This is a genomic window from Arcobacter cryaerophilus gv. crypticus (assembly GCF_002993025.1).
Lineage (GTDB): Bacteria > Campylobacterota > Campylobacteria > Campylobacterales > Arcobacteraceae > Aliarcobacter > Aliarcobacter cryaerophilus_B.
The window spans coordinates 177,699-197,859 of the sequence record NZ_NXGI01000012.1 but is presented as its reverse complement, the minus strand read 5'-3'; the positions used below and the strand labels follow the sequence as shown (position 1 = coordinate 197,859).

The following is a 20,161-nucleotide window of genomic DNA, read 5'->3' as shown; positions in this document are numbered from 1 at the left end:
TGATATTAATTATCATTGAGTTTGGTCAAGGGAATATTCATTTTCTTTAAGATAGCTTAAGTTTTTTTAAACAAAATAGTAATTTATCAAAAATTTATCTACAGTGACACAACATTTACATAATTTTTGGATAAACTTAAAATCAAACTTTCAATTTTAGGAGTATTTATGAAAAGAAGTATATTTGGAATAGCTGCTGCTGCAATACTTGCAACTTCAAGCTTTGGTGCTGATTATGTTATGAAGATTAGCCATGTTGTAAGTTCTAGTACGCCAAAAGGTATGGCTGCTGATTTCTTAGAAAAAAGAATAGAGGAGCTAAGTGCTGGAAAAATTGATGTTCAAGTTTTCCCAAACTCTCAATTATATGGTGATGCAGATGAGATGAAAGCTTTAGCTATGAACAATGTTCAATTAATTATGCCAAGTCTTTCAAAATTCCCATCAATTGTTCCACAAATTCAACTATTTGATTTACCATTTCTTTTTAGAGACAAAGAACACTTATATAAAGTTATGGATGGAGAAGTTGGAGCAAAACTTAAATCTTATGTAGATGCAAAAAAACAGATGATAGCATTTGATTATTGGGATGCTGGATTTAAACACTTTTCAAGTAGTAAAAAAGCTATTATAAATCCTGAAGATGCTAAAGGTCAAAAATTTAGAATTCAATCTTCAAAAGTTTTAGAAGCTCAGTTTAAAGCTGTTGGTGGAAATCCACAAATTTTACCATTCTCTGAAGTTTATTCAGCACTTCAACAAGGTGTTGTTGATGCAACTGAAAATCCTTTATCAAATTTTTATACAAAAAAATTTAATGAAGTTCAATCTAGTCTTACTTTAAGTAGCCATGGATATTTAGGTTATTTGGTTGTAATGAATCAACAATTCTGGGATAAATTACCAAAAGATTTACAAGAAAAAGTTTCACAAGCTATGAAAGAAGCAACAGAGTTTGAAAGAAAAGCAACTGCAGAAGATGATGCAAAAATTATGGCAGACTTAAAAAAATATGCGGCTGAGTCAAAAAGACTTGAGATTTTTGAATTAAATGACACACAAAAAGCAAACTGGAGAAAAGTTATGGAAGGTATTTATCCACAATTTTACGATGTAATTGGTGAAGATTTAATCAAAAAAGCTATTGATACAAAATAAGTAAAGCGGAAAAATGACTAAAGTTTTTAAAATTATTGATTTAATAGTTGGTACAATAAACCAAACAATAGCAGTCTATGGAATGGTATTGGGAGTTTTATTGGCATTTATTAATGTAGTTCTAAGATATGTCTTTGATATGAGTCTTCCTTGGGCTGCTGAACTTACAAACTATTTATTTATATGGTCGGCACTTTTTGGTGCCGCCTATGGGTTTAAGCAAGGTGCTCACATCTCTATTACTTTGTTAATAGAGAAGTTTTCACCTTCTGTTATGAAAATGTTTTTGCTTTTTGCAAATTTACTTTCTATTATTTATCTTCTTCTGATTTCATATTTTGGATATAAGCTAATTTTTATGTTGATGGATTTTGGTGAAATTAATGTAGATTTACAAGTTCCACTTTGGATACCTCAATTAGTTATTCCTATTGCATTTTTTTTAGCTGCATATAGAGTTGCTGAGAAACTTGTAGAACTTTATAGAACAGATGCGAATGATATCAAACTATTTAGTGAACATGAAGCTATAATAGAAGAGATTAAAGGAGAAAATAAATAATGGTTATTGCAACACTTTTTATTTTACTTTTTGGTTTGATGCTAGTAGGAGTTCCTGTAGCTGTTGCTTTAGGAGCTAGTACATTAGTTTCTGCATTTTTATTTACAAACAACGATTTAATGGGAATTTCATCTTATATTTTTGATGGTTTAAATAAATATACACTTATGGCAATTCCTATGTTCGTTTTAGCTGGTTCTTTACTTTCAAGAGGAAGTGCAGCAACAAGAATTATAAATTTTGCTAAAAGTTTAGTTGGTCATCTTCCAGGTGGTTTGCCAATTGCTGCTATTTTAGCTTCTATTATTTTTGCTGCTATTAGTGGAAGTTCACCTGCAACGGTTGCTGCTATTGGTTCTGTTATGTATGGAGCTATTAAAAGTGCTGGATACAATGAACAATTTGCTATTGGTACAATTACAACTTCTGGAACATTAGGAATTTTAATTCCACCATCTGTTGTATTTATTGTTTACGGTGTTAGTGCTGATCAATCTATTGGAAAACTATTTATGGCTGGGGTAATTCCTGGGCTTATGATAGGTGGTATGATGATGATAGCAACTTATATTCTTGCTAGAAGAAGTGGATTTAAAGCCGAAAAAATGGCTAGCTTGTCTGAAATATTTAAAGCTTTTAAAGATTCTTTTTGGGCATTATTAATTATTTTCGTAGTTATTGGTGGAATTTATGGAGGTATTTTTACTCCAACAGAAGCTGGTGCAGTTAGTGTTATGTATGCATTTTTTATCTCTTTCTTTGTTTATAAAGATATAAAACTAAAAGATTTATATAAAATTACATTAGATTCTGCACAAACAAGCTCAATGATTTTCTTTATCATTGCAAATGCTATGATTTTTGCACACTTCTTAACAGATGAGCAAATTCCTCAAGCAATTACTCAAATGATAATAGATGCAAATGTAAGTCCTTTAATGTTCTTATTAATTGTAAATATTTTACTTTTAGTTATGGGACAATTTATGGAGCCTAGTTCAGTTGTTATGATTACAGTTCCTCTGCTTCTTCCTATTGGAATGGCTCTTGGAATTGACCCAATTCATTTGGGAGTTATAATGGTTGTAAATATGGAAATAGGGATGTTAACTCCACCTGTTGGACTTAATTTATTTGTCGCAAGTGGAATAACTGGATTATCCATGGGGCAAGTTATAAAAGCTTCTATACCTATGACTTTAGTTTTACTTTTTGGATTGGTTTTAATTACTTATATACCAGCTATATCTTTATGGCTTCCAAATTTGATGTTTGGTTACTAAAAAGTTTAGAAATATTAAAAATTGAAAATAGAAAACTGAAAATAAATTTTTCAGTTTTCTTATAATTTTATTGTAAACCTAGCTCCCTTTTCTACATTTTCTACAAATAATTTACCTTTCATACTTTTTTCTAAAATCATTTTTGACATATAAAGCCCAATTCCCATCCCTTTACTTTGATCTTTTGTAGTAAAATATGCTTCAAATATTTTATTTATTGGCTCTGTTGTAATTCCACCTGCATTATCAGTTATAGACAAATATATATTTTTTTCATCTAATTTTGCTTCAATTTTTATATATGGATCTTTTATATTGTTTTCAACTAAAGCATCTTTTGCATTTTTCAAAATATTTAAAACTACTTGTTGCAGTTCGTTTAAATAGTTGTTTAAAATTAGATTCTTATCAATATCGCATACTATTTCTATATTATTGTTTTTAAACATATTTGAGCTAATTAATAGGATATTTTCTATAAGTTCATATAGATAAAATCTCTCTTTCTCTTTCGTTGGAGAAAAGAATCCTCTAAAATCATCAATTGTATGGGACATATATTCTAAAACTTGTGTTGCATCTTCTATTTTATTTTCCATAATTTTAGTATCTAAGGTTTTTGTATCGAATTTCAGTTTTATAAACATTAAAATAGAAGATAGCTCTGTTAATGGTTGCCTCCATTGATGAGCAATATTAGAAATCATCTCTTCAAGAGATTTATTCAAAATCTTTAACTCTTTTTCATTTTCAACAACTTTTTGTTTGTAGTTTTTTAAAATTTTATAAATCTTATTTGAAATAAGAGCTAGTGTAAAAATTGCAATAATTAAAAAAATTAAAAATAGAATAATATTTTGTAGTATCTGCTTTCTTATCTCCTCTTTTAGCTCATCTTTTTTTATTTTTAACTCATTTTCAATATCATCAATATAAACTCCAGCTGCTATTATCCAGTTGAAATTTGGGTAATATTTGAAATAAGATAGCTTATATTTGAGTTCTTTGCTATCTGGTTTTTTGTATGAATATTTTGTATAAGATTCACCATATTTTTTTATATTTTCTAAAAACTCTTCTCTAAATTTTTTTCCATCTCCATCTTCTTCATTTGTTGAGATATGTTTACCAAATAAATCAGGTCTATTTGGATTTACTAACATCTTTGCAAAATCATCTCCACCTTCAAAATTTAAAACTTCATAAACGAATATATAGTTACTGTTATTTTCATCAAATGTAAGATTATTTAAGAAATTAATTGTGTATTTTTTTATATCTTCTTGGCTTAAATTTAAGTTTTTAACGTTGTAGTCTAAAATATCCATTACCATTGTTATTTTCATTTTTAAAGCATCTTCTATTTCAATATAATAATCACTCTTATATTTCAATAGTTGTTTTTCAAAATTATCTTGTGTATTTTTTACATAAAAAAATGATATTGCTAAAATCATAGATGAACTTATTGCAATAAATATAAATAGTATGGTTTTTAATAGATTTTTTTCTATATTGTTATTCAAAATTACCTCATTAATTAAACAGTTTGCTATAATATCATATCTTTACTAATATGGATTTTTATAAAATATGAATAATTTACTAAAAAAACTTCGAGCATTTACTATTTTATATGTTGAAGATGATAGAGGAATAAGAGAAAATTTTGAAGAGATTTTAAAGCACTATTTTAAAGAAGTTTTTGTTGCAAAAAATTCTAAAGAGGCATATGAAAAGTATATTTTAGAAAAACCAGATTTATTAATGACTGATATAAAGATGGAAAATGAATCAGGAATTGATTTAATAAAAAAGATTAGAGAAAATGACAAAGATATAAAAGTAGTAATAACTTCTGCATATACAAATTTGGACTATCTTTTAGAGGCAACTGAACTTAACTTAATAAAATATATAGTAAAACCTATTACAAATGCAAAATTAATTGAGGCATTTGAATCTTTTTTGAAATCAAATCAGAATGTGAGTATTCAAATACTAAAAGATAATTGGTATTTTAATATCCAAAAATCTATTATCTCAAATGATAATGAAGAGTTTGTTTTAACAAAAAAAGAGATTTTGTTTTTGGAGCTTTTGCTCTCAAAAAAATCAGTTATTTCATATGAAGAGATTTTTAATCATATATGTTATGACAATATTTTAATGAGCCAAAATGCAATGAGACAATTTATAAAAAATTTTAGAAAGAAATTACCTTTGAACTATTTAAAAAATATTCAAGGAGTTGGATATTATATAGAGACTTAAAACTTTTAAATCTCTATTTCACAAACAACTTGAGCATGATCACTTTGTTTTAGAGTTCCATTTTTGTTTTTTTTTAAATGCTCATCAAAAATTTTATGATTTTTTATACTATTTTCTAAATCTTTTGATACAAAAATAAAATCAAGAGTGTTTCCATATCCTACAAAATAGCTCGTAGGTACTCTTTTGAATCCTTTAAACTCAGGGTGTGGGTTATAAATTTTTTTTGGAGAAATATCATAACTATCAAAAAGTATAAAATCATCTTTTTTTAACTCATTTATATAAAATCTCTTATTTGTCAAAGCATCAATAGTTATTGAAAACTCTCTATCATTTAAGTCACAAAGTAGAATTGAAGCTATTTTTTCTTTTTTTATATCAAAATGGAGTGTTTTTGCTTCATTAAGTCTTTGTTTAAGTGATAGTGAATAGTTGTTTTTAAGCGCGATATTTAGTTTTTCTTTCTTCTCTTCAAGTGTTGAGTCTTTTGTAAATTTATACTCAAACTCATTTAATCTATTTGATTTTAAATGAGCTACATATACATTTATATCTAAATCATTTTTTAAAGATATTGTTGCTTTTATAGGTTCCCTAGCAAAAGTAAAATTATCACTTTTTGAAACTTTTTTAATCTCTTTTATTGGAAATTTACTAGCTAAGGCTACTGTTGTTGTTTTGTAAACTTTATTTTTTTCATCTAATTTTGCTTCATCAACTACAATAAAATCTTTAAATCCACACTCAAAAACTAACTTTTTTAACTCTTCTTGAGAAAAAACCTCTTGAAAACCTACAATATCACAATCCATTTTTTGTAACTGCACTTTTATCCAAATTTTTTTTTCTTCCCAATCCTCTTTTTTAAACTTCTCTTTTTTTGTATAAAATGAAAAGTCAGGTGAGCAAAACTGAAAAAGATTAAAAGTAGCAATTTTTATTATCATCTATTTTACAACCACACAGTTTCTTCCGCTTTTTTTTGCTTCGTAAAGATTATCATCAGCTTGTTTATATATCTCTTCACTACTATTTATCTCAATAGCATTTTTACAAACTACTCCTAGAGAAATTGTTACATATTTTGAAACTTTATTTAAAGAGTGTTCTATTTTTAGATTCTCTATATCATCTTTAATAGACATTGCATAGTCAAAAACTTTCTCTTTTTCAATATGAGTAATTATTGTAAACTCTTCTCCACCAACTCTAAATGCAAAATCATCAGCTCTATTTGTTTTGTTTTTTAAAATATTTGCTACACTTTTTATTACAATATCACCTTTAGGATGACCGTAAGTGTCATTGTATTGCTTAAAAAAGTCAATATCTAAAATAATTAAACAAAGCTCTTTATTATCTCTTTTTGCTCTATTTATCTCCTCTTCGATTTTTATATTAAAAAATCTTCTATTGTATATTTTTGTTAATTCATCTGTTATTGAAAGCTCTTCTATATGTTTTTTATTTGTTATATTTGATTTAATTGATGTAAAACCTACAATCTCATTATTTTTTAAAATAGGAGTTATAATTGCATAAATCCAATAAATATCTTGATTTTTAGCAAGATTTTTAATTTCGCCTCTCCACTCTTTTTTACTTAAAAGAGTATCCCACATCTCTTTATAAAAACTAGCAGGAGTATTAGGGTGTCTTACAATATTGTGTGATTTTCCTATTAATTCATCTTTTTTATATCCTGAAATTTCGCAAAATGCTTCACTAACTTCAGTTATAACTCCTTGTATATTTGTAGATGAAATTATTACATTTTGATTAACAATATTTATATAATCTTGAAGCTTTTTTTCAACCATATTTTTATTTTCAAGGGTTTTATTTAGACTATTTGCAAGAATTATAAACTCTTTAAAATTAAGTTTATTTGTATCTATCTTTTCATTTTTTAAAGCCGCTTTACTAAAAGAGTAAATTAGATTTTTTATATTTTTATTTATAAAATCTGATATATATTTTGATATAAAATAAATAGCAAGTAAAATAAATAAAAATATAATAAACATAGAAACTATTTGTTGAGTTATATTTTTCTTAAAAATTTCATTTTTTCTTTGTAATTCTTTTTCTATTTCATCTAAATATACTCCACAACCAATAATCCAATTATAATCTTCATAAGTTTTCATAAAAGATATTTTTTCAAACTCTTCATTGCTATTTGGTTTTTTAAACTTATATTCAAAAAAATCACCATTTGGATTTTTAGAAATTTCTAATTGTTGTTTAAATAACTCAGGATATGGATGAGGTTTTGGCTCAACTTTTTTGCCTTCAAAAATTAGAGTATATCCATCTGTAGTATTTAAAAAAGAGTAACTACTATTTTCATATTTTAGAGTATTTAGCCAATTTAGTATCTCTTCTTGATTATTTTTAGTTAATTCATCTATATATTCACCAGTTCCAATATGCCAATCAAAAGGTTCAAAAAGTTTTATATAAGATATTTTTGAGTAATTATTTTTATCGTTTGAGTTTGGTTTTGTAAAGTTATTTGTTGAAAATCCCTCTTTTTGCTCTTTTGCTATTTGTGCTTGAATTTGTATTATATAATCATCATTTGAATCTTTTAAATCCCAAACATCAAGATAATTTTCAAGAGTTATTTTATTATCAAATAGTATAGCTTGACCTTTATTGCTATTTATAAAAAAATAGTTGTTATGGTCTTTAAATTTAAAATTATTTAAAGATTGTGCTATTAAATATTTTATTTCATCTTCAGTTTTTATTTGTTTATTAGTTTGATAAATATCCATAGCTAAAGCATAAGCTTGATTTACTCTATCTATTAATCTATCTTCTACAGTTTTTCTTAATAACTCTTCTTTATATTTTATTAATCCATAAATCATTAAAACTTCATTTTTTACTTCTTTCTTTTTTTGTTCTGTAAACTCTTTTTTGTAGTGGTTAAACTCATTTTTAAAATTTTGATATTGAAAAAAAATAGAGATTAAGAATGCTGCTATAATAGATGAAAATGAAGTAATAAATATAAATTTTGTTATAAATTTTGATAATTTCAAATTAGACCTTTAAATTTATTGAATATGTAAATTTTAACATAATAGATATTATTGTTTGATTTATCTATTAAGTTTGCATTAATATAAAATTTAAATATGATTAAGAAATTTGTGTAATAATTTCACATATCAAAAAAAAGGATAGAAAATGATGAAACAAAGTGGAATCCTGATTTCAGGTAAAAAAATCGTTTCAAGTTTAGCATTAGCTTCAATATTAGTAAGTGGTTTGTACGCACAACAAGGTGATAGAAATTCTGATTTTAAAAAGGATAACAAAAATTGTCCTATGAATCAAAAAGATGGTAAAAAAATGTCAAAACAAAATTATGGTATTGTAGGAATGTTTTATGAACTAAATTTAACAGCAGATCAAAAAACAAAAATTGATAACATAATTGGTGAAAGTAGAAAAAATCAGGAACTTCCTTGTGATGCATTTACTAAAGATAGTTTCGATAAAGATAAATTTGAAAAAATAATGAAAAATAAAAGAGAGAAAAATCAAGAGTTACATGCAGATTTAATTGATAAAGCTTATAAAGTTTTAGATTCAAAACAAAAAGAGCAATTAAGAACTTTACTTGATTCAAGAAAAGATAAGATGAAAAAAAGATTTGAAGACTAAAAATTAAAAACTAGAAAATAAGGAGTTGCTTTGATAAAAATTGCAATGATAGAAGATGATTTAGAATTAGCAGAGGTTTTATCTTTGTATCTAAAGCAGTTTAATATTGAAGTAGTAAATTTTGAAGAGCCATTTTTGGCTCTTTCTAGTTTAAAACTACAAAAGTTTGATTTACTAATTTTAGATTTGACTCTTCCTGGAATGGATGGATTAGATGTTTGTAAAAGAGTTGTAGATGAGTTTCATATTCCAATAATAATTTCAAGCGCAAGAAGCGATATAAGTGATAAAGTGACAGCTTTGAAGCTTGGTGCTGATGATTATTTACCAAAGCCTTATGACCCAAGAGAGTTAGAAGTAAGAATAAGAACAATTTTACGAAGATTTAATAAATCAATGCAAATAGATGAGCCAAATATTAAAAAAACTTTTGTTTTAGATGAAGAAAAAAAAGATATTACTAAAGATGGATTTTCTATAAAATTAACGGCTGCAGAGTTTGAGATTTTAAGTTTATTTATAAAAAGAGAAGGATTTATTGTAAGCCGTGATGATATTTTTGAAAACTCTGATATTTTAAATAGTGATTATGAAAGTAGTGGCTCACTTGCAGTTATTATAAATAGAATAAGGCATAAAATAGAAGATAATCAAAAAGAGCCAAAATATCTTCAAACAATTCGAGGAATGGGATATAAATTTGTACAATGAATAAAAATTCAATAATATTTTCTACAACGCTAAATTTTCTTATAACATCTGTTTTATTGATAATATCTTTTATATTTTTGTTAAGCCACGAAAACTTCAAAAAAAATGAACAAATCTTTGAAAGATATAAACCAATAATAAAAATGGTAAGTGGTAAGAAATTTTATTTTGATAAAGATTTTCATAAAAATTTATCAGATATGAATTATGAACTATTTGAAAGTAAAGAAGAGATAAAAAATATTTTAAGTAATAATAAAAAAATCATTTTTGCAAGATCAAATAAACATAATGAAACTTTTAAAATATTTGAAATAGATGGAAAAATTTATCTATTTTTTGAAAAATTAGATAGTCAAATTTTAATAAAAGATTTAGACACCCAAAATCTTACAAATAGTTTTTATACTATTTTTGTATTTGTTTCTCTTTTAATTGTAATTACAATTTTATATATAAATACTCTCAAAAAACTACTTCCACTAAAAGAGTTAAAAGATAAGGTTATAAATTTTGGTGATGAAAAGTTTGATTTTGAATTATCAAATAGTAGTAGTAAAGATGAAGTTACTCTTTTGGCAAATGAGTTCAAAAAAAGTGCAATAAAACTTAAAAATATAAAAGAGTCAAGAAATATTTTTATAAGAAATATTATGCATGAACTTAAAACTCCAATAACAAAAGGAAAATTTCTTTTGCAACTTGAAAAGAGTGAAGAAAATATTGAAAAACTAAAGATGGTTTTTAACCGCTTAGAAAGTTTAATAAACGAATTTGCAACAATCGAAGAGCTTATTTCTCAAAATAAAGTTTTAGAAAAGAAGAGTTATTTTTTGGAAGATTTACTTGATAATGCAAAAGATATTTTGATGATAGATGATAATTGTGTTAAAAGTTCATACGAAAATATAAAATTAAATGTAAATTTCAAACTATTTTCAATAGCTATAAAAAACTTAATTGATAATGCAATAAAATATTCAAATAATAAAAAAGTGGAAATTTTGACACAAAATGAAAATATATTATTTGTAAATAGTGGAAAAAAACTAGAAGGAGATTTTGAAAAATATCTTGAACCTTTTTATAGTAAATCCTCAAATGAGTCTTTTGGTTTAGGTCTTTATATTGTTTTTAATATTTTAAAGGCAAATGGATATAATTTGCTTTATAAATATGAAGATAGTAAAAATATTTTTACTATCAAAAAAGGATAAAAAATTTTCGATATAGCAATTATTGGAGCAGGTGCAAGTGGACTTATGCTTGCTTCAAATTTGGATAAAAATAAGTTTAAAAATATTTGTCTCATAGAATCAAATAACAAAATAGGGCAAAAAATAAAGGTTTCAGGTGGAGCTAAATGCAATATTACAAATGAGTTTGTAAGTGATAAAAACTATTTAGGAGATAGAACTTTTGCAAAAGAGATTTTAGAAAAATTTTCAAAAAATGATTTATTAAATTTTTTAAATAAAAATCAAGTTTTTCCAAAAATTAACCCTAAAATTGTAAAAGGAACATATTTTTGTAACTCTAGTCAAGATATTATTGATATGTTCTCTTTAAAAACTTCTCATATTAAAAAATATTTTGAAACAAAAGTTTTGGATGTAGATTTTAATAACTTTTTTACAATTCAAACATCAAATGGAAAAATAGAGTCAAAAAAAGTTGTAGTTGCAAGTGGTGGATTATCTTATAGCTCTTTAGGAGCTTCGAGTTTTGCTTTTGATTTAGCAAAAAAATTTGAGCATACAATCAACAAATTAAACCCAGCTCTTGTGGGTTTTACTGTTCAAAAAGAGCAGTTTTGGTTTAAAGAGTTATCAGGATTATCAATATTTGTAAATATTTTTGTAGATGGTAAAGATGGAAAAAAGAAAATTGAAGGAAATCTTCTTTTTGCTCACAAAGGATTTAGTGGACCAGCTGTTTTAACATCTTCTTTATATTGGGAAAAAGGAAAAATACAAATAGATTTTTTACCAAATAAAAAATTAGAGAGTTTTTTAACTGGAAATAAAAATATTTCAACTGCACTTCCTTTGCCAAAAAGATTTATTCAAGAGTTTTTATCTTCAGTTGATTTAGAAGATAAAAATTGTTCAAAATTAACACAAGAAGATTTAGAGAAATTAAAACTTCTAAAAAATTATGAGTTAAGTCCTGCTGGAAATTTTGGATATACAAAAGCTGAAGTTACAAAAGGTGGTATTGATACAAATGAGATAAATCATAACTCTTTTGAGAGTTTAAAGCAAAAAGATTTATATTTTATAGGAGAGTGTTTGGATTTAACAGGAGAGTTAGGTGGCTTTAATTTTCAAATAGTATTTTCTCAAGCTTTTATCTGTGCAAATGAGCTAAATAAGAATTAAGTTATTTTTGGATACTTTTCAAACAATAATAATACAAAAAGGGGATTGTTTTATGTTCTTTGGAAACAAAAAAAATGATATTTTGATAGAATCTTTAAATAATGAGATTTTAGAGCTTAAAAATAGGCTTGAAGATAAAGATAATGAATTAAAAAATTTGGCTAATTCAAGCTCTTTAAAACTAGAGAATATTATTAAAAATAAAGATGAAGAGATTGAACTTTACAAAACTATCTCAGCTTTTTCACAAGAAGAAGGAGTTGTAGTTTTAGATAAAGAGGATAAAGTTTTTTTTGTAAATGATTTATCAAAATCAAATATAAAAGATTTTTCAGAAATTATAAATGCTGTTAAAGCCAATGAAGATAAAGTGATTCTTGAAGAGTGTGAAGCAAAAATCTCAGTAAAAAAATATAATAACTACAATATTATATCTTTGGTAAAAACATCTATTCATGATAATAAAGAAGGTGGACTTTTAGAGCGACATAATAAAAATATGACAAGATCTTTAGGTGATACTCAAACTACATATTTGGAACTTTTAAAAGAGCTTCAAGAAATGCAAAAAGAATCAAAAGAGACAGCAATTGGCTCAACACAAGGATTAACTCTTACAAAAGAAGTTGTAATTGATACAGATAATTTATACAAAGAGATTGCTAGTGAAAATGAGGTTGTAGATTCTTTGGTTTCAAAAAGTAAAGATATCGCTCAAGTTATAAATATAATTCAAGAAATTGCATTTCAAACAAATATTCTTTCATTAAATGCAGCGGTTGAAGCAGCAACTGCTGGAGAAGCTGGAAAAGGTTTTGCTGTTGTTGCACAAGAGGTTCGAAATCTTGCAAGTAGAAGTGCGGATGCTGCAAAACAGATAAAAGATGTTGTTACAACTATTCAAAAAGAGACTGAAAAGATAAAAGAGAGTTCAGATACTGTTACATCGGTTGTAAATGAGACAAAAGGAAGAATTGAAGCTTTAAGTAAATTAATGAATACATTCCAAAAAAATTCAAATAGAGCTGTTTTTGAAGTTGAAAGTATCTCAAATAAAATCTTTATAAATCTTGCAAAACTCGACCATGTTATTTATAAAAATAATTTATATCAACTAATTTTTGGAAACTCTCATAACTTTAAACCAGTTGACCATACACAGTGTAGACTAGGGCAGTGGTACAGTTCAGGACTTGGAAAACAAGAGTTTAGTTTCACACACTCTTATAAAGGATTGGATAATCCACACTCAATTGTGCATAAAGAGGCAAATATTCTTGCAAATGAGTGTTCTGGAAATGAGATATCTTGCTCTAAAGAGTTAATTGAAAATAAAATTGATCTTGTTGAAAAAGCAAGTGAACAAGTGTTTATATTCTTAGATAGAATTCTTGAAGAGAAAAATGAGCAAGTTATGAAAGAAGCTGCAAATAAACTATTTAATGAGGAGAAATAAAATGAGTAAAAAGTATTCAATTTTAGTAATTGATGATGAAATAGAAATTTTAGATATGTTAAGCAGATTTCTAAATAGAAATCCAGATTTTAGTGTTCAAACATTTTCAAATCCTGTTTCTGCTTTGAGTTCAATAAATAGTAGCACAAAGTATGATTTAGTTTTACTTGATATTATGATGCCACAGATGAATGGCTTAGATGTTTTAGAAAAATTAAAAGAGATAAATAGTGATCAAAAAGTTATTATGATGACTGCTTATTTAACTTTGGATAAGGTTTTAAAATCTCATAAAATAGGTGCAACAAACTATGTTATGAAACCTTTTAGTTCTCTTGATTCATTAGAAAAAAAGGTAATTGAAGTTCTAGAAGCTTAAAAATGAAAAATAAAAACCTAATTTTTAGGTATTTTTTATATTTTATTTTATCTTTTTCTATAGCTATTTTTGTAATAAATTGGTTTAAAAATAGTAGTTTTGAAGATATTTTAAATGAGTATAAACAAGAGACTTTAACTAAATATAACAGATATTATGAAGAGTTGATTAAAACAAGTGATTTTATATATTTTAATGGATTTATCAAAAATAAAAAACTAATATCTATTTTTCAAAAAAATGATGAAAATAAGATAAAAGATGAGCTTTATTTTGAGTTTGAGCCAGAGTTTTCATATTATAAAACTTTAGGAATATATGATATTAGTTTTTACTCTTTACAAAATAATCCAATACTAAACTTTAAAGATATAAATTTTGATGATAATTTTAATCTAAAAATTACACAAAAAGTAGTAGCTTCAAAAAAAGAGTTAGTTTCTATAAAATATAGTGATAAAAATAGCATTGTTGTATTTTCAAAACCAATTATTGATGAAAAATTAAATTTGTTAGCAGTTGTAAATTTTGAGTTTAATTTTAATCAAATTTTAAATAAGTTAAATTCAAATTCAGAATTAATATTTGAAAAATTTGTTTCAAACTCTTCTGATATTGAAGAAAATAAACTTTTTATTTTAATCCCAATTTTTGAATTAGAAGATAAAAAAACTCTTTATTTAAAATCAAACTTATTAGAAAAAAATAAAAAAATAAAAAAATTAAATGATTTTTATAATTTTTTGACTATATTTTTAGGTTTGAGTTTTGCAGTTATTGTTTTTTTATTTTATAGAACAAGAATTCAAGAGTTTAGAAATAAACTTTTAAAAAATAGTTATGATGAATTATTATCTCAAGTAGATAGATATGTTTTGAAACTTGATACAGATTTGGACGGGAAAATTACTTTTGCAACAAAATATTTTTGTGAAATGTCAGGATATTCTAAAGATGAACTTATTGATAAAAATGTAAATATTTTACGACATCCTGATATGTCACAAAACTTTTATAAAAACCTTTGGAAAGAATTAAGAGCAAAAAAAACATGGCAAGGTGAAGTAAAAAATATAGATAAATTTGGAAATACATATTGGGTTAAAACATCTTTGTTTCCAAAATACAATGAGAAAAAACAACATATTGGATATTCTTCTATAAGAACAGATATAACTGCAACAAAACAGCTTGAAAAAACAAATAGATTGTTAAAAGATGATTTATCAAATAGATTAAATGATTTGAAAATTCAAGATGAAACAGCTTTGAATTCTTTAAAAGTTGCACTTATGTCAAAAATTTTGGATAGTTTTTCACACCAATGGAAAACACCAATATCAAAAATATATTTTGAGTTATTAAAACTAGAAAATATTAAAAATGATTTTGATATCTCAAAAATAGAAGAGGTCAAAAATAGTATTGAAAATGAATTAAGAGAGTTATCAGATATGTTAAATGAGACAAAAACTCTATTTTCTTCAAGACAAAATATGAGTTCAAATCTTTTTGATATAGTAAATAAAATATCAAATAAATTTGATAATTCATGGCTTGAAATAATATATGATTTTGATGAAAATATTAAACTCAATATTGCGCATAATGATTTGAAAAATATTATTCTTAATATTCTTTCTACTATTTTAGATTTTGTAAAAAATTACTCTTTAGAAAAAGTTATTGTAAATATTTCACTGCAAATAGAAGAAAATTCAGATGAAATAGTTTTAAAAATTGAAGATAATATAAAAGACATAAGAAAAAAAGAGTTTCTTGAACAACTTTTAAACTTTGAAGATGAGAATAAATTTGATTCAAAAATATATTTAGTGAAACTTTTAGCAGATAAAAATCAAGCTATATTTTTATGCAATATTTTAGAAAATAGTACAGGTTATTATATAAAATTCAAAAAGGCAAAAATATTTTGAAAACTTCATTTTATATAAAACTTTTTGGTGCATTTACTATTTTTATTTTAATACTTTTATTTCTTATAAATATTGCTTTTAATAATTTTTACTCAATGTATAGTACTAAAATAGAAGTAAAAAAAATTGAGTATATTTTAGATACTCAAGCCGAAAAATTTGAAGATTATATAAAAAATTACACTGATAAACTTTTATTTATAGAGCCAATTTTATCAAAAATAAATAATCAAAATGAGATAAAAACTTTTGTAAATGATAGTTTATTTAAAGATTTAAATATTGCAACTTTTAGAGTTGTTGATTTTGATTCAAAAGAGAGTTTAAATCTAGTAAATAAAAATAAAAAAGATAACTACTTTTCGCAACGATTAAAATCTATATTTATGGAGCCATACTTTAAAGAGTTACAATCTTTAAATAAGTTTGAGATTTTCCAATATTGTGAAGATGAAGAGAATAATTTTTTAAATTTTGCAATTAGAGGTGAAAACAAGTTTTATATTTTAAAAGTTGATTTAAAAGCTATTTTAGATGAAATTTCAAGCTCTTATAACAAAAAAATACTAATCAAAGATACAAATGGCAATTTTTTAGATAAAGATATGTTTCAAATTCCGCTCGATGAATATATTTATAAAAAAGTTTTTATAAAAAATGATAAGTTTTATACTTTTTTGATGGATAAAAGTATTGACGAAAAAAGTAGTTTTATACAAAATTATTATAAAGTTGTTGTCTTTATTGTTTTTATTTTGGCTTTACTTTTGGCATCTGTTTTTACATATATTATAAATAAAGAGAATAAAAAGATAGAAGATGAAAACAAAAAATTAAATTTTGATATAGTAGAAAATTCTCTTGTATTAAATGAAAATCAAAAAATTATGAATGAGCATATTATGTTTATTCAAATTGATAAAGATGGGATAATAAATGAAGTTAGTATTGCTTTTAGTGACTTTTTAGGATATTCAAGAAGCGAACTTTTAGGACATAGTTATAAACTTTTTGTATTTAAAGATATGAAGCAAGTTTTTAAAAAAGCTGTAAAAAATGAGTTAAATAAATCAACTTTTGAACTAAGAAATGTTCAAGGAAAAAGAAAAAATTTAGAGAGTTTTTGGGTAGATATTTTTGTTGAAGAGCAAATTGAAAATGAGCAAACAATCGCTTACAATATAATATGTCAAGATGCAACTGATAAAAAAAGAATTTATAATCTATATAAAAACTTGAATCTTAAAATTGAAGAGTACGATGCTATTTTTGAAAATGTTCATAGCGGTATTGCTTTATTGAATTTAGAAAATAAATTTGTGAAAGCTAACAGTAAAATATCAGAACTTCTTGGATATTCGCAAGATGAGATACTTAAATTATCACCAGTTGATATAATTAGTAATAGTTCAAAAGAGTTATTGGAAAATATGTTAAGAGGGATTGTTGATTTTACAAAAATATTAAAAATTGAAAAGATATTTATAAAAAAAGATAATACTCCTATCCATCTTGAGTTATCTTTAATTTTAATTGCAAAAAAGGCTAGAATTATTTTTATAATAAACTCACTAGAAGATAAAAGAAAGCTTCAGGAGTTAAATCTAAATCTTGAAAAAAGAATTAAAAAAGAGTTAGAAAAGAGCAAAACAAAAGATAAAATCCATTATCAAGAACAGTTAAAAAGTGCAAAACTAAGCTACATTGGAGTTTTATCAGCTGGAATTACACATGAAATAAATACTCCTTTGACATATGTAAAAGGAAATTTAGAGCTTATGCACTACGATATTGAAGCTCTTGATAATTCAGATATAAAAAATAGAATGTTGCAAGATAGTAAAAAAATAAAAGAGGGTTTAAATAGAATTGCAAATATAGTCGAAAGTATGAGAGAAATTTCTCATTCAAATGAAAGTGAAAAAACAGATTTTAATATATATGCGACTATACTTACGGCTTTGACTATGGCACATAATAGAGCAAAACATATTAGTAAAATATATTTAAATGGTGAAATTTTTGATATAAATAATATTGACAACAATAGATTTATTTTTATGAGTAATATTCAAAAACAAAGAATTGAGCAAATTTGGATTATTATTATAAATAATGCTCTTGATGAATTAGTAAAGATAGAAAACTATGAAAATAGAGAGCTTAAAATTGATATTTTAGAAGAGAAAAATAATATTCTTATAAAATTTAAAGATAATGCTGGTGGATTAAATAAAGAGATATTAAAAAAACTATTTGAACCATTTACAAGTTCTAAAAGTCAAGGTGGAATGGGAATTGGTCTATCTATTGCAAAAAAAATAATAGAAGAGCATAATGGTAGTATAAAAGCTTACAATGAAGATAATGGAGCACTTTTTGAAATAAGGCTCAAAAAAATAAAAGAGGATAAGGTTTGAGAATAGGATTTATAGGCGATATAGTTGGTCGTCCTGGAAGAAAGATTATAAAAGATAGTTTAAAAACTATTAAAGAAGAGCAAAAAATAGATTTTATTATAGCAAATGGTGAAAATGCAAGTCATGGTTTTGGGCTTACAATTGATAGTTCAAAAGAGCTATTTTCTAGTGGAATTGATTTGATTACAGGTGGAAATCATAGCTTTGATAAGAAAAAAGATGTTCAATATTTACATGAAAGTGGAAATGTTTTAAGACCAGATAATTATCCAGAAGGTGTAGTTGGAACTGGTTTGAAAATATGTGATATTAAAATTGAAGAAAAAGATGAAAAACTAGCGGTTATAAATCTTATGGGACAATTTGCAATGCCTTTGGTTGAAAATCCATTTAACTGGGCTACAAAATTAATAAAAAGTTTAGAGGAACAAAATATTAAAAATATTTTTGTAGATTTTCACGGTGAAGCAACTAGTGAAAAAAGAGTTATGCTTATGATGTTTAAAAATAAAGTTAGTGCAATTTGCGGAACTCATACTCATGTAGGAACAGATGATTTGCAAATTTTTCAAAATACTGCATATTTAACAGATATTGGATTAACTGGTTGCTATGATAATGTTATAGGAATGGATGAAAAAGCACCAATAAAAAGAGCAACAACTGGAATTGGTAGCCACTTTGAAGTCCCAAACTCTTGTAAAGCAATACTTCAAATGATGGTTGTAGATATAGAAGATGGAAAAGCTATCAACTCTTTTAAGATAAAAAAATATTGTAATAGTAGTAAATTGCATATTAGTGATGCAATAATTATTTAATGATACTTTAGATAAAATCAAAGAATATTTGTTTAAAAAAGGCTTATAAAATGATAATAATTCCGCAAACAAAAGGTGGGGTAGGTAAATCTACTGTTGCTATGCAAGTTATTGCTCCATATTTGTATAAAAAACATGGTAAAAAAATCACTTATATAGAAATTGATGATGAAAATAATGATTCACAATCTTTTACAAGAACTGAAATAGTAAACAAAAGAATGCTAGGAACAAATAAAATTACAGAGCTAGATGAACTTATATTAATGGATGACAAGCATGAAGTTATTGTTGATGTTGGTGGAAATAAAACTTCAAGTTTAGTACTTGATGAGATAAAAAAAGTTGGAAGTTTTGGAAATGTTAAGTGGATTATTCCTTTAGGAGATGGTGAGCTTGATGGAAAAAATGCAATTGCAACTATGAAAAAAATTAGAAAAATTGAGAAAAATCCAGAAGATAATATTATTTTTGCTCTAACACGTTCTATTTCTATGGAAGAGGATTATTACAGCGAGCAGTTTATAAACTTCTTTGGACATAAATATCTTGATTCAAACTCAGTGATTTGTGATTTTGTAAAAGATCCAAAATATTTTCCAGTTCAAAATGACAAAATTATCACTATGAGTAGATATTTGGGAAGTACAGTTTGGGAGATGGCTTACAATAATACAGATTTTGCTAAAAAAGCTATTGAAGCAAAAGAGTTAGGAGATGTTGAAGCTGCTAGAAAATATCTATTTTTTAGAAGAATTCAAACTGAAGCAAAAGATTATGTGCTTAATACTTTAAATAAAATATTTTGTGATTTAGATAAATGGATAGAGATTAAAAAATGAGCGAGATGAGCTTTAAACAAGCAAAAGAGCTTGTTGAAAGAATGGAATTTAGCGAAATTGCGATTAGAACATCAATTGATAATTTAGAAAAAGCATCTTCTAGTTTTCAAGAGAGTTTAAAACTTCAAGAAGATATTGTAAATAGAATCCCTTATTCTGATAAAAAATTATCAATTATGAAAGTTGCAGTTGCTTTAAATATTGGTTTAATTATTGGTATTTTGATAGGAAAATATCTTTTATAATAAAG

General features: G+C 24.9%; 18 protein-coding genes and 1 pseudogene. 16 read left to right on the top strand and 3 right to left on the bottom strand.

The window, feature by feature from the left end; all coding sequences use genetic code 11:
- Positions 1–168 precede the first annotated feature (168 nt).
- From CJ670_RS06910 to CJ670_RS06900, 3 genes are read left to right on the top strand one after another with little or no spacing between them, the layout of a single operon-like run.
- Entirely contained in the window at positions 169–1,161 is a 993-nt protein-coding gene (locus tag CJ670_RS06910; protein WP_105911144.1) for a DctP family TRAP transporter solute-binding subunit, read from the top strand.
- A 13-nt stretch (positions 1,162–1,174) separates the two neighbouring features.
- Positions 1,175–1,723: a TRAP transporter small permease gene (locus tag CJ670_RS06905; RefSeq protein ID WP_105939403.1), complete on the top strand. Its 549-nt coding sequence runs from the start codon at positions 1,175–1,177 to the stop codon at positions 1,721–1,723.
- Positions 1,723–3,006 (top strand): TRAP transporter large permease, encoded by a 1,284-nt coding sequence (locus CJ670_RS06900; protein WP_105911142.1) that lies wholly within the window; start codon positions 1,723–1,725, stop codon positions 3,004–3,006. Before CJ670_RS06905 ends, CJ670_RS06900 begins: the two co-directional genes overlap by 1 nt.
- Positions 3,007–3,065: 59 nt before the next feature.
- On the opposite strand, the gene CJ670_RS06895 is transcribed toward CJ670_RS06900, so the two are convergent.
- The gene (locus CJ670_RS06895; protein WP_105939402.1) at positions 3,066–4,532 is read right to left on the bottom strand and encodes a cache domain-containing protein; all 1,467 of its coding nucleotides are present in this window, start codon (positions 4,530–4,532) and stop codon (positions 3,066–3,068) included.
- A 67-nt stretch (positions 4,533–4,599) separates the two neighbouring features.
- Between CJ670_RS06895 and CJ670_RS06890 the strand changes: the two genes are divergently transcribed.
- Positions 4,600–5,280 (top strand): response regulator transcription factor, encoded by a 681-nt coding sequence (locus tag CJ670_RS06890; RefSeq protein ID WP_105939401.1) that lies wholly within the window; start codon positions 4,600–4,602, stop codon positions 5,278–5,280.
- Positions 5,281–5,285: 5 nt separating this feature from the next.
- Here CJ670_RS06890 and CJ670_RS06885 read toward each other — a convergent pair whose 3' ends face one another.
- Together CJ670_RS06885 and CJ670_RS06880 are read right to left on the bottom strand one after the other, a co-directional pair.
- The gene (locus CJ670_RS06885) at positions 5,286–6,230 is read right to left on the bottom strand and encodes an endonuclease/exonuclease/phosphatase family protein (protein ID WP_105939400.1); all 945 of its coding nucleotides are present in this window, start codon (positions 6,228–6,230) and stop codon (positions 5,286–5,288) included.
- On the bottom strand, positions 6,231–8,336 hold the full coding sequence (locus CJ670_RS06880; protein WP_105939399.1) for a cache domain-containing protein: 2,106 nt from the start codon (positions 8,334–8,336) through the stop codon (positions 6,231–6,233).
- Between the two features lie 148 nt (positions 8,337–8,484).
- Here CJ670_RS06880 and CJ670_RS06875 point away from each other — a divergent pair, with 148 nt between their 5' ends.
- From CJ670_RS06875 to CJ670_RS06825, 12 genes and pseudogenes are all read left to right on the top strand, one after another.
- Entirely contained in the window at positions 8,485–8,964 is a 480-nt protein-coding gene (locus CJ670_RS06875; RefSeq protein WP_105939398.1) for a Spy/CpxP family protein refolding chaperone, read from the top strand.
- 30 nt (positions 8,965–8,994) lie between these two features.
- On the top strand, positions 8,995–9,675 hold the full coding sequence (locus tag CJ670_RS06870) for a response regulator transcription factor (protein WP_105911134.1): 681 nt from the start codon (positions 8,995–8,997) through the stop codon (positions 9,673–9,675).
- A complete protein-coding gene (locus tag CJ670_RS06865) occupies positions 9,672–10,892 on the top strand; it encodes an ArsS family sensor histidine kinase (protein WP_105939397.1) in 1,221 nt (406 codons plus the stop codon). Before CJ670_RS06870 ends, CJ670_RS06865 begins: the two co-directional genes overlap by 4 nt.
- Before the next feature lie 3 nt (positions 10,893–10,895).
- Positions 10,896–12,056, top strand: coding sequence for a BaiN/RdsA family NAD(P)/FAD-dependent oxidoreductase (locus CJ670_RS06860; protein ID WP_105939396.1), 1,161 nt, complete (start codon positions 10,896–10,898; stop codon positions 12,054–12,056).
- 52 nt (positions 12,057–12,108) lie between these two features.
- Positions 12,109–13,095, top strand: a pseudogene (locus CJ670_RS11065) (methyl-accepting chemotaxis protein); the annotation flags it as partial.
- 6 nt (positions 13,096–13,101) lie between these two features.
- Positions 13,102–13,512, top strand: a complete 411-nt coding sequence (locus CJ670_RS11090; protein ID WP_228154222.1) for a CZB domain-containing protein — start codon at positions 13,102–13,104, stop codon at positions 13,510–13,512.
- A 1-nt stretch (position 13,513) separates the two neighbouring features.
- Entirely contained in the window at positions 13,514–13,891 is a 378-nt protein-coding gene (locus tag CJ670_RS06850) for a response regulator (protein WP_105939394.1), read from the top strand.
- 2 nt (positions 13,892–13,893) lie between these two features.
- Positions 13,894–15,828: a PAS domain-containing protein gene (locus tag CJ670_RS06845; RefSeq protein WP_105939393.1), complete on the top strand. Its 1,935-nt coding sequence runs from the start codon at positions 13,894–13,896 to the stop codon at positions 15,826–15,828.
- Positions 15,825–18,248 carry a PAS domain-containing sensor histidine kinase gene (locus tag CJ670_RS06840; protein WP_105939392.1) on the top strand — a complete coding sequence of 808 codons (2,424 nt, stop codon included), beginning with the start codon at positions 15,825–15,827 and terminating at the stop codon, positions 18,246–18,248. The genes CJ670_RS06845 and CJ670_RS06840 overlap by 4 nt, the downstream gene beginning before the upstream one ends.
- Complete coding sequence (locus tag CJ670_RS06835; RefSeq protein WP_105911128.1) at positions 18,245–19,069, top strand: TIGR00282 family metallophosphoesterase; 825 nt, start codon at positions 18,245–18,247, stop codon at positions 19,067–19,069. Before CJ670_RS06840 ends, CJ670_RS06835 begins: the two co-directional genes overlap by 4 nt.
- A gap of 50 nt (positions 19,070–19,119) precedes the next feature.
- The gene (locus CJ670_RS06830) at positions 19,120–19,911 is read left to right on the top strand and encodes a P-loop NTPase family protein (protein WP_105911127.1); all 792 of its coding nucleotides are present in this window, start codon (positions 19,120–19,122) and stop codon (positions 19,909–19,911) included.
- A complete protein-coding gene (locus tag CJ670_RS06825; protein WP_105939391.1) occupies positions 19,908–20,156 on the top strand; it encodes a hypothetical protein in 249 nt (82 codons plus the stop codon). Before CJ670_RS06830 ends, CJ670_RS06825 begins: the two co-directional genes overlap by 4 nt.
- Positions 20,157–20,161: the final 5 nt, after the last annotated feature.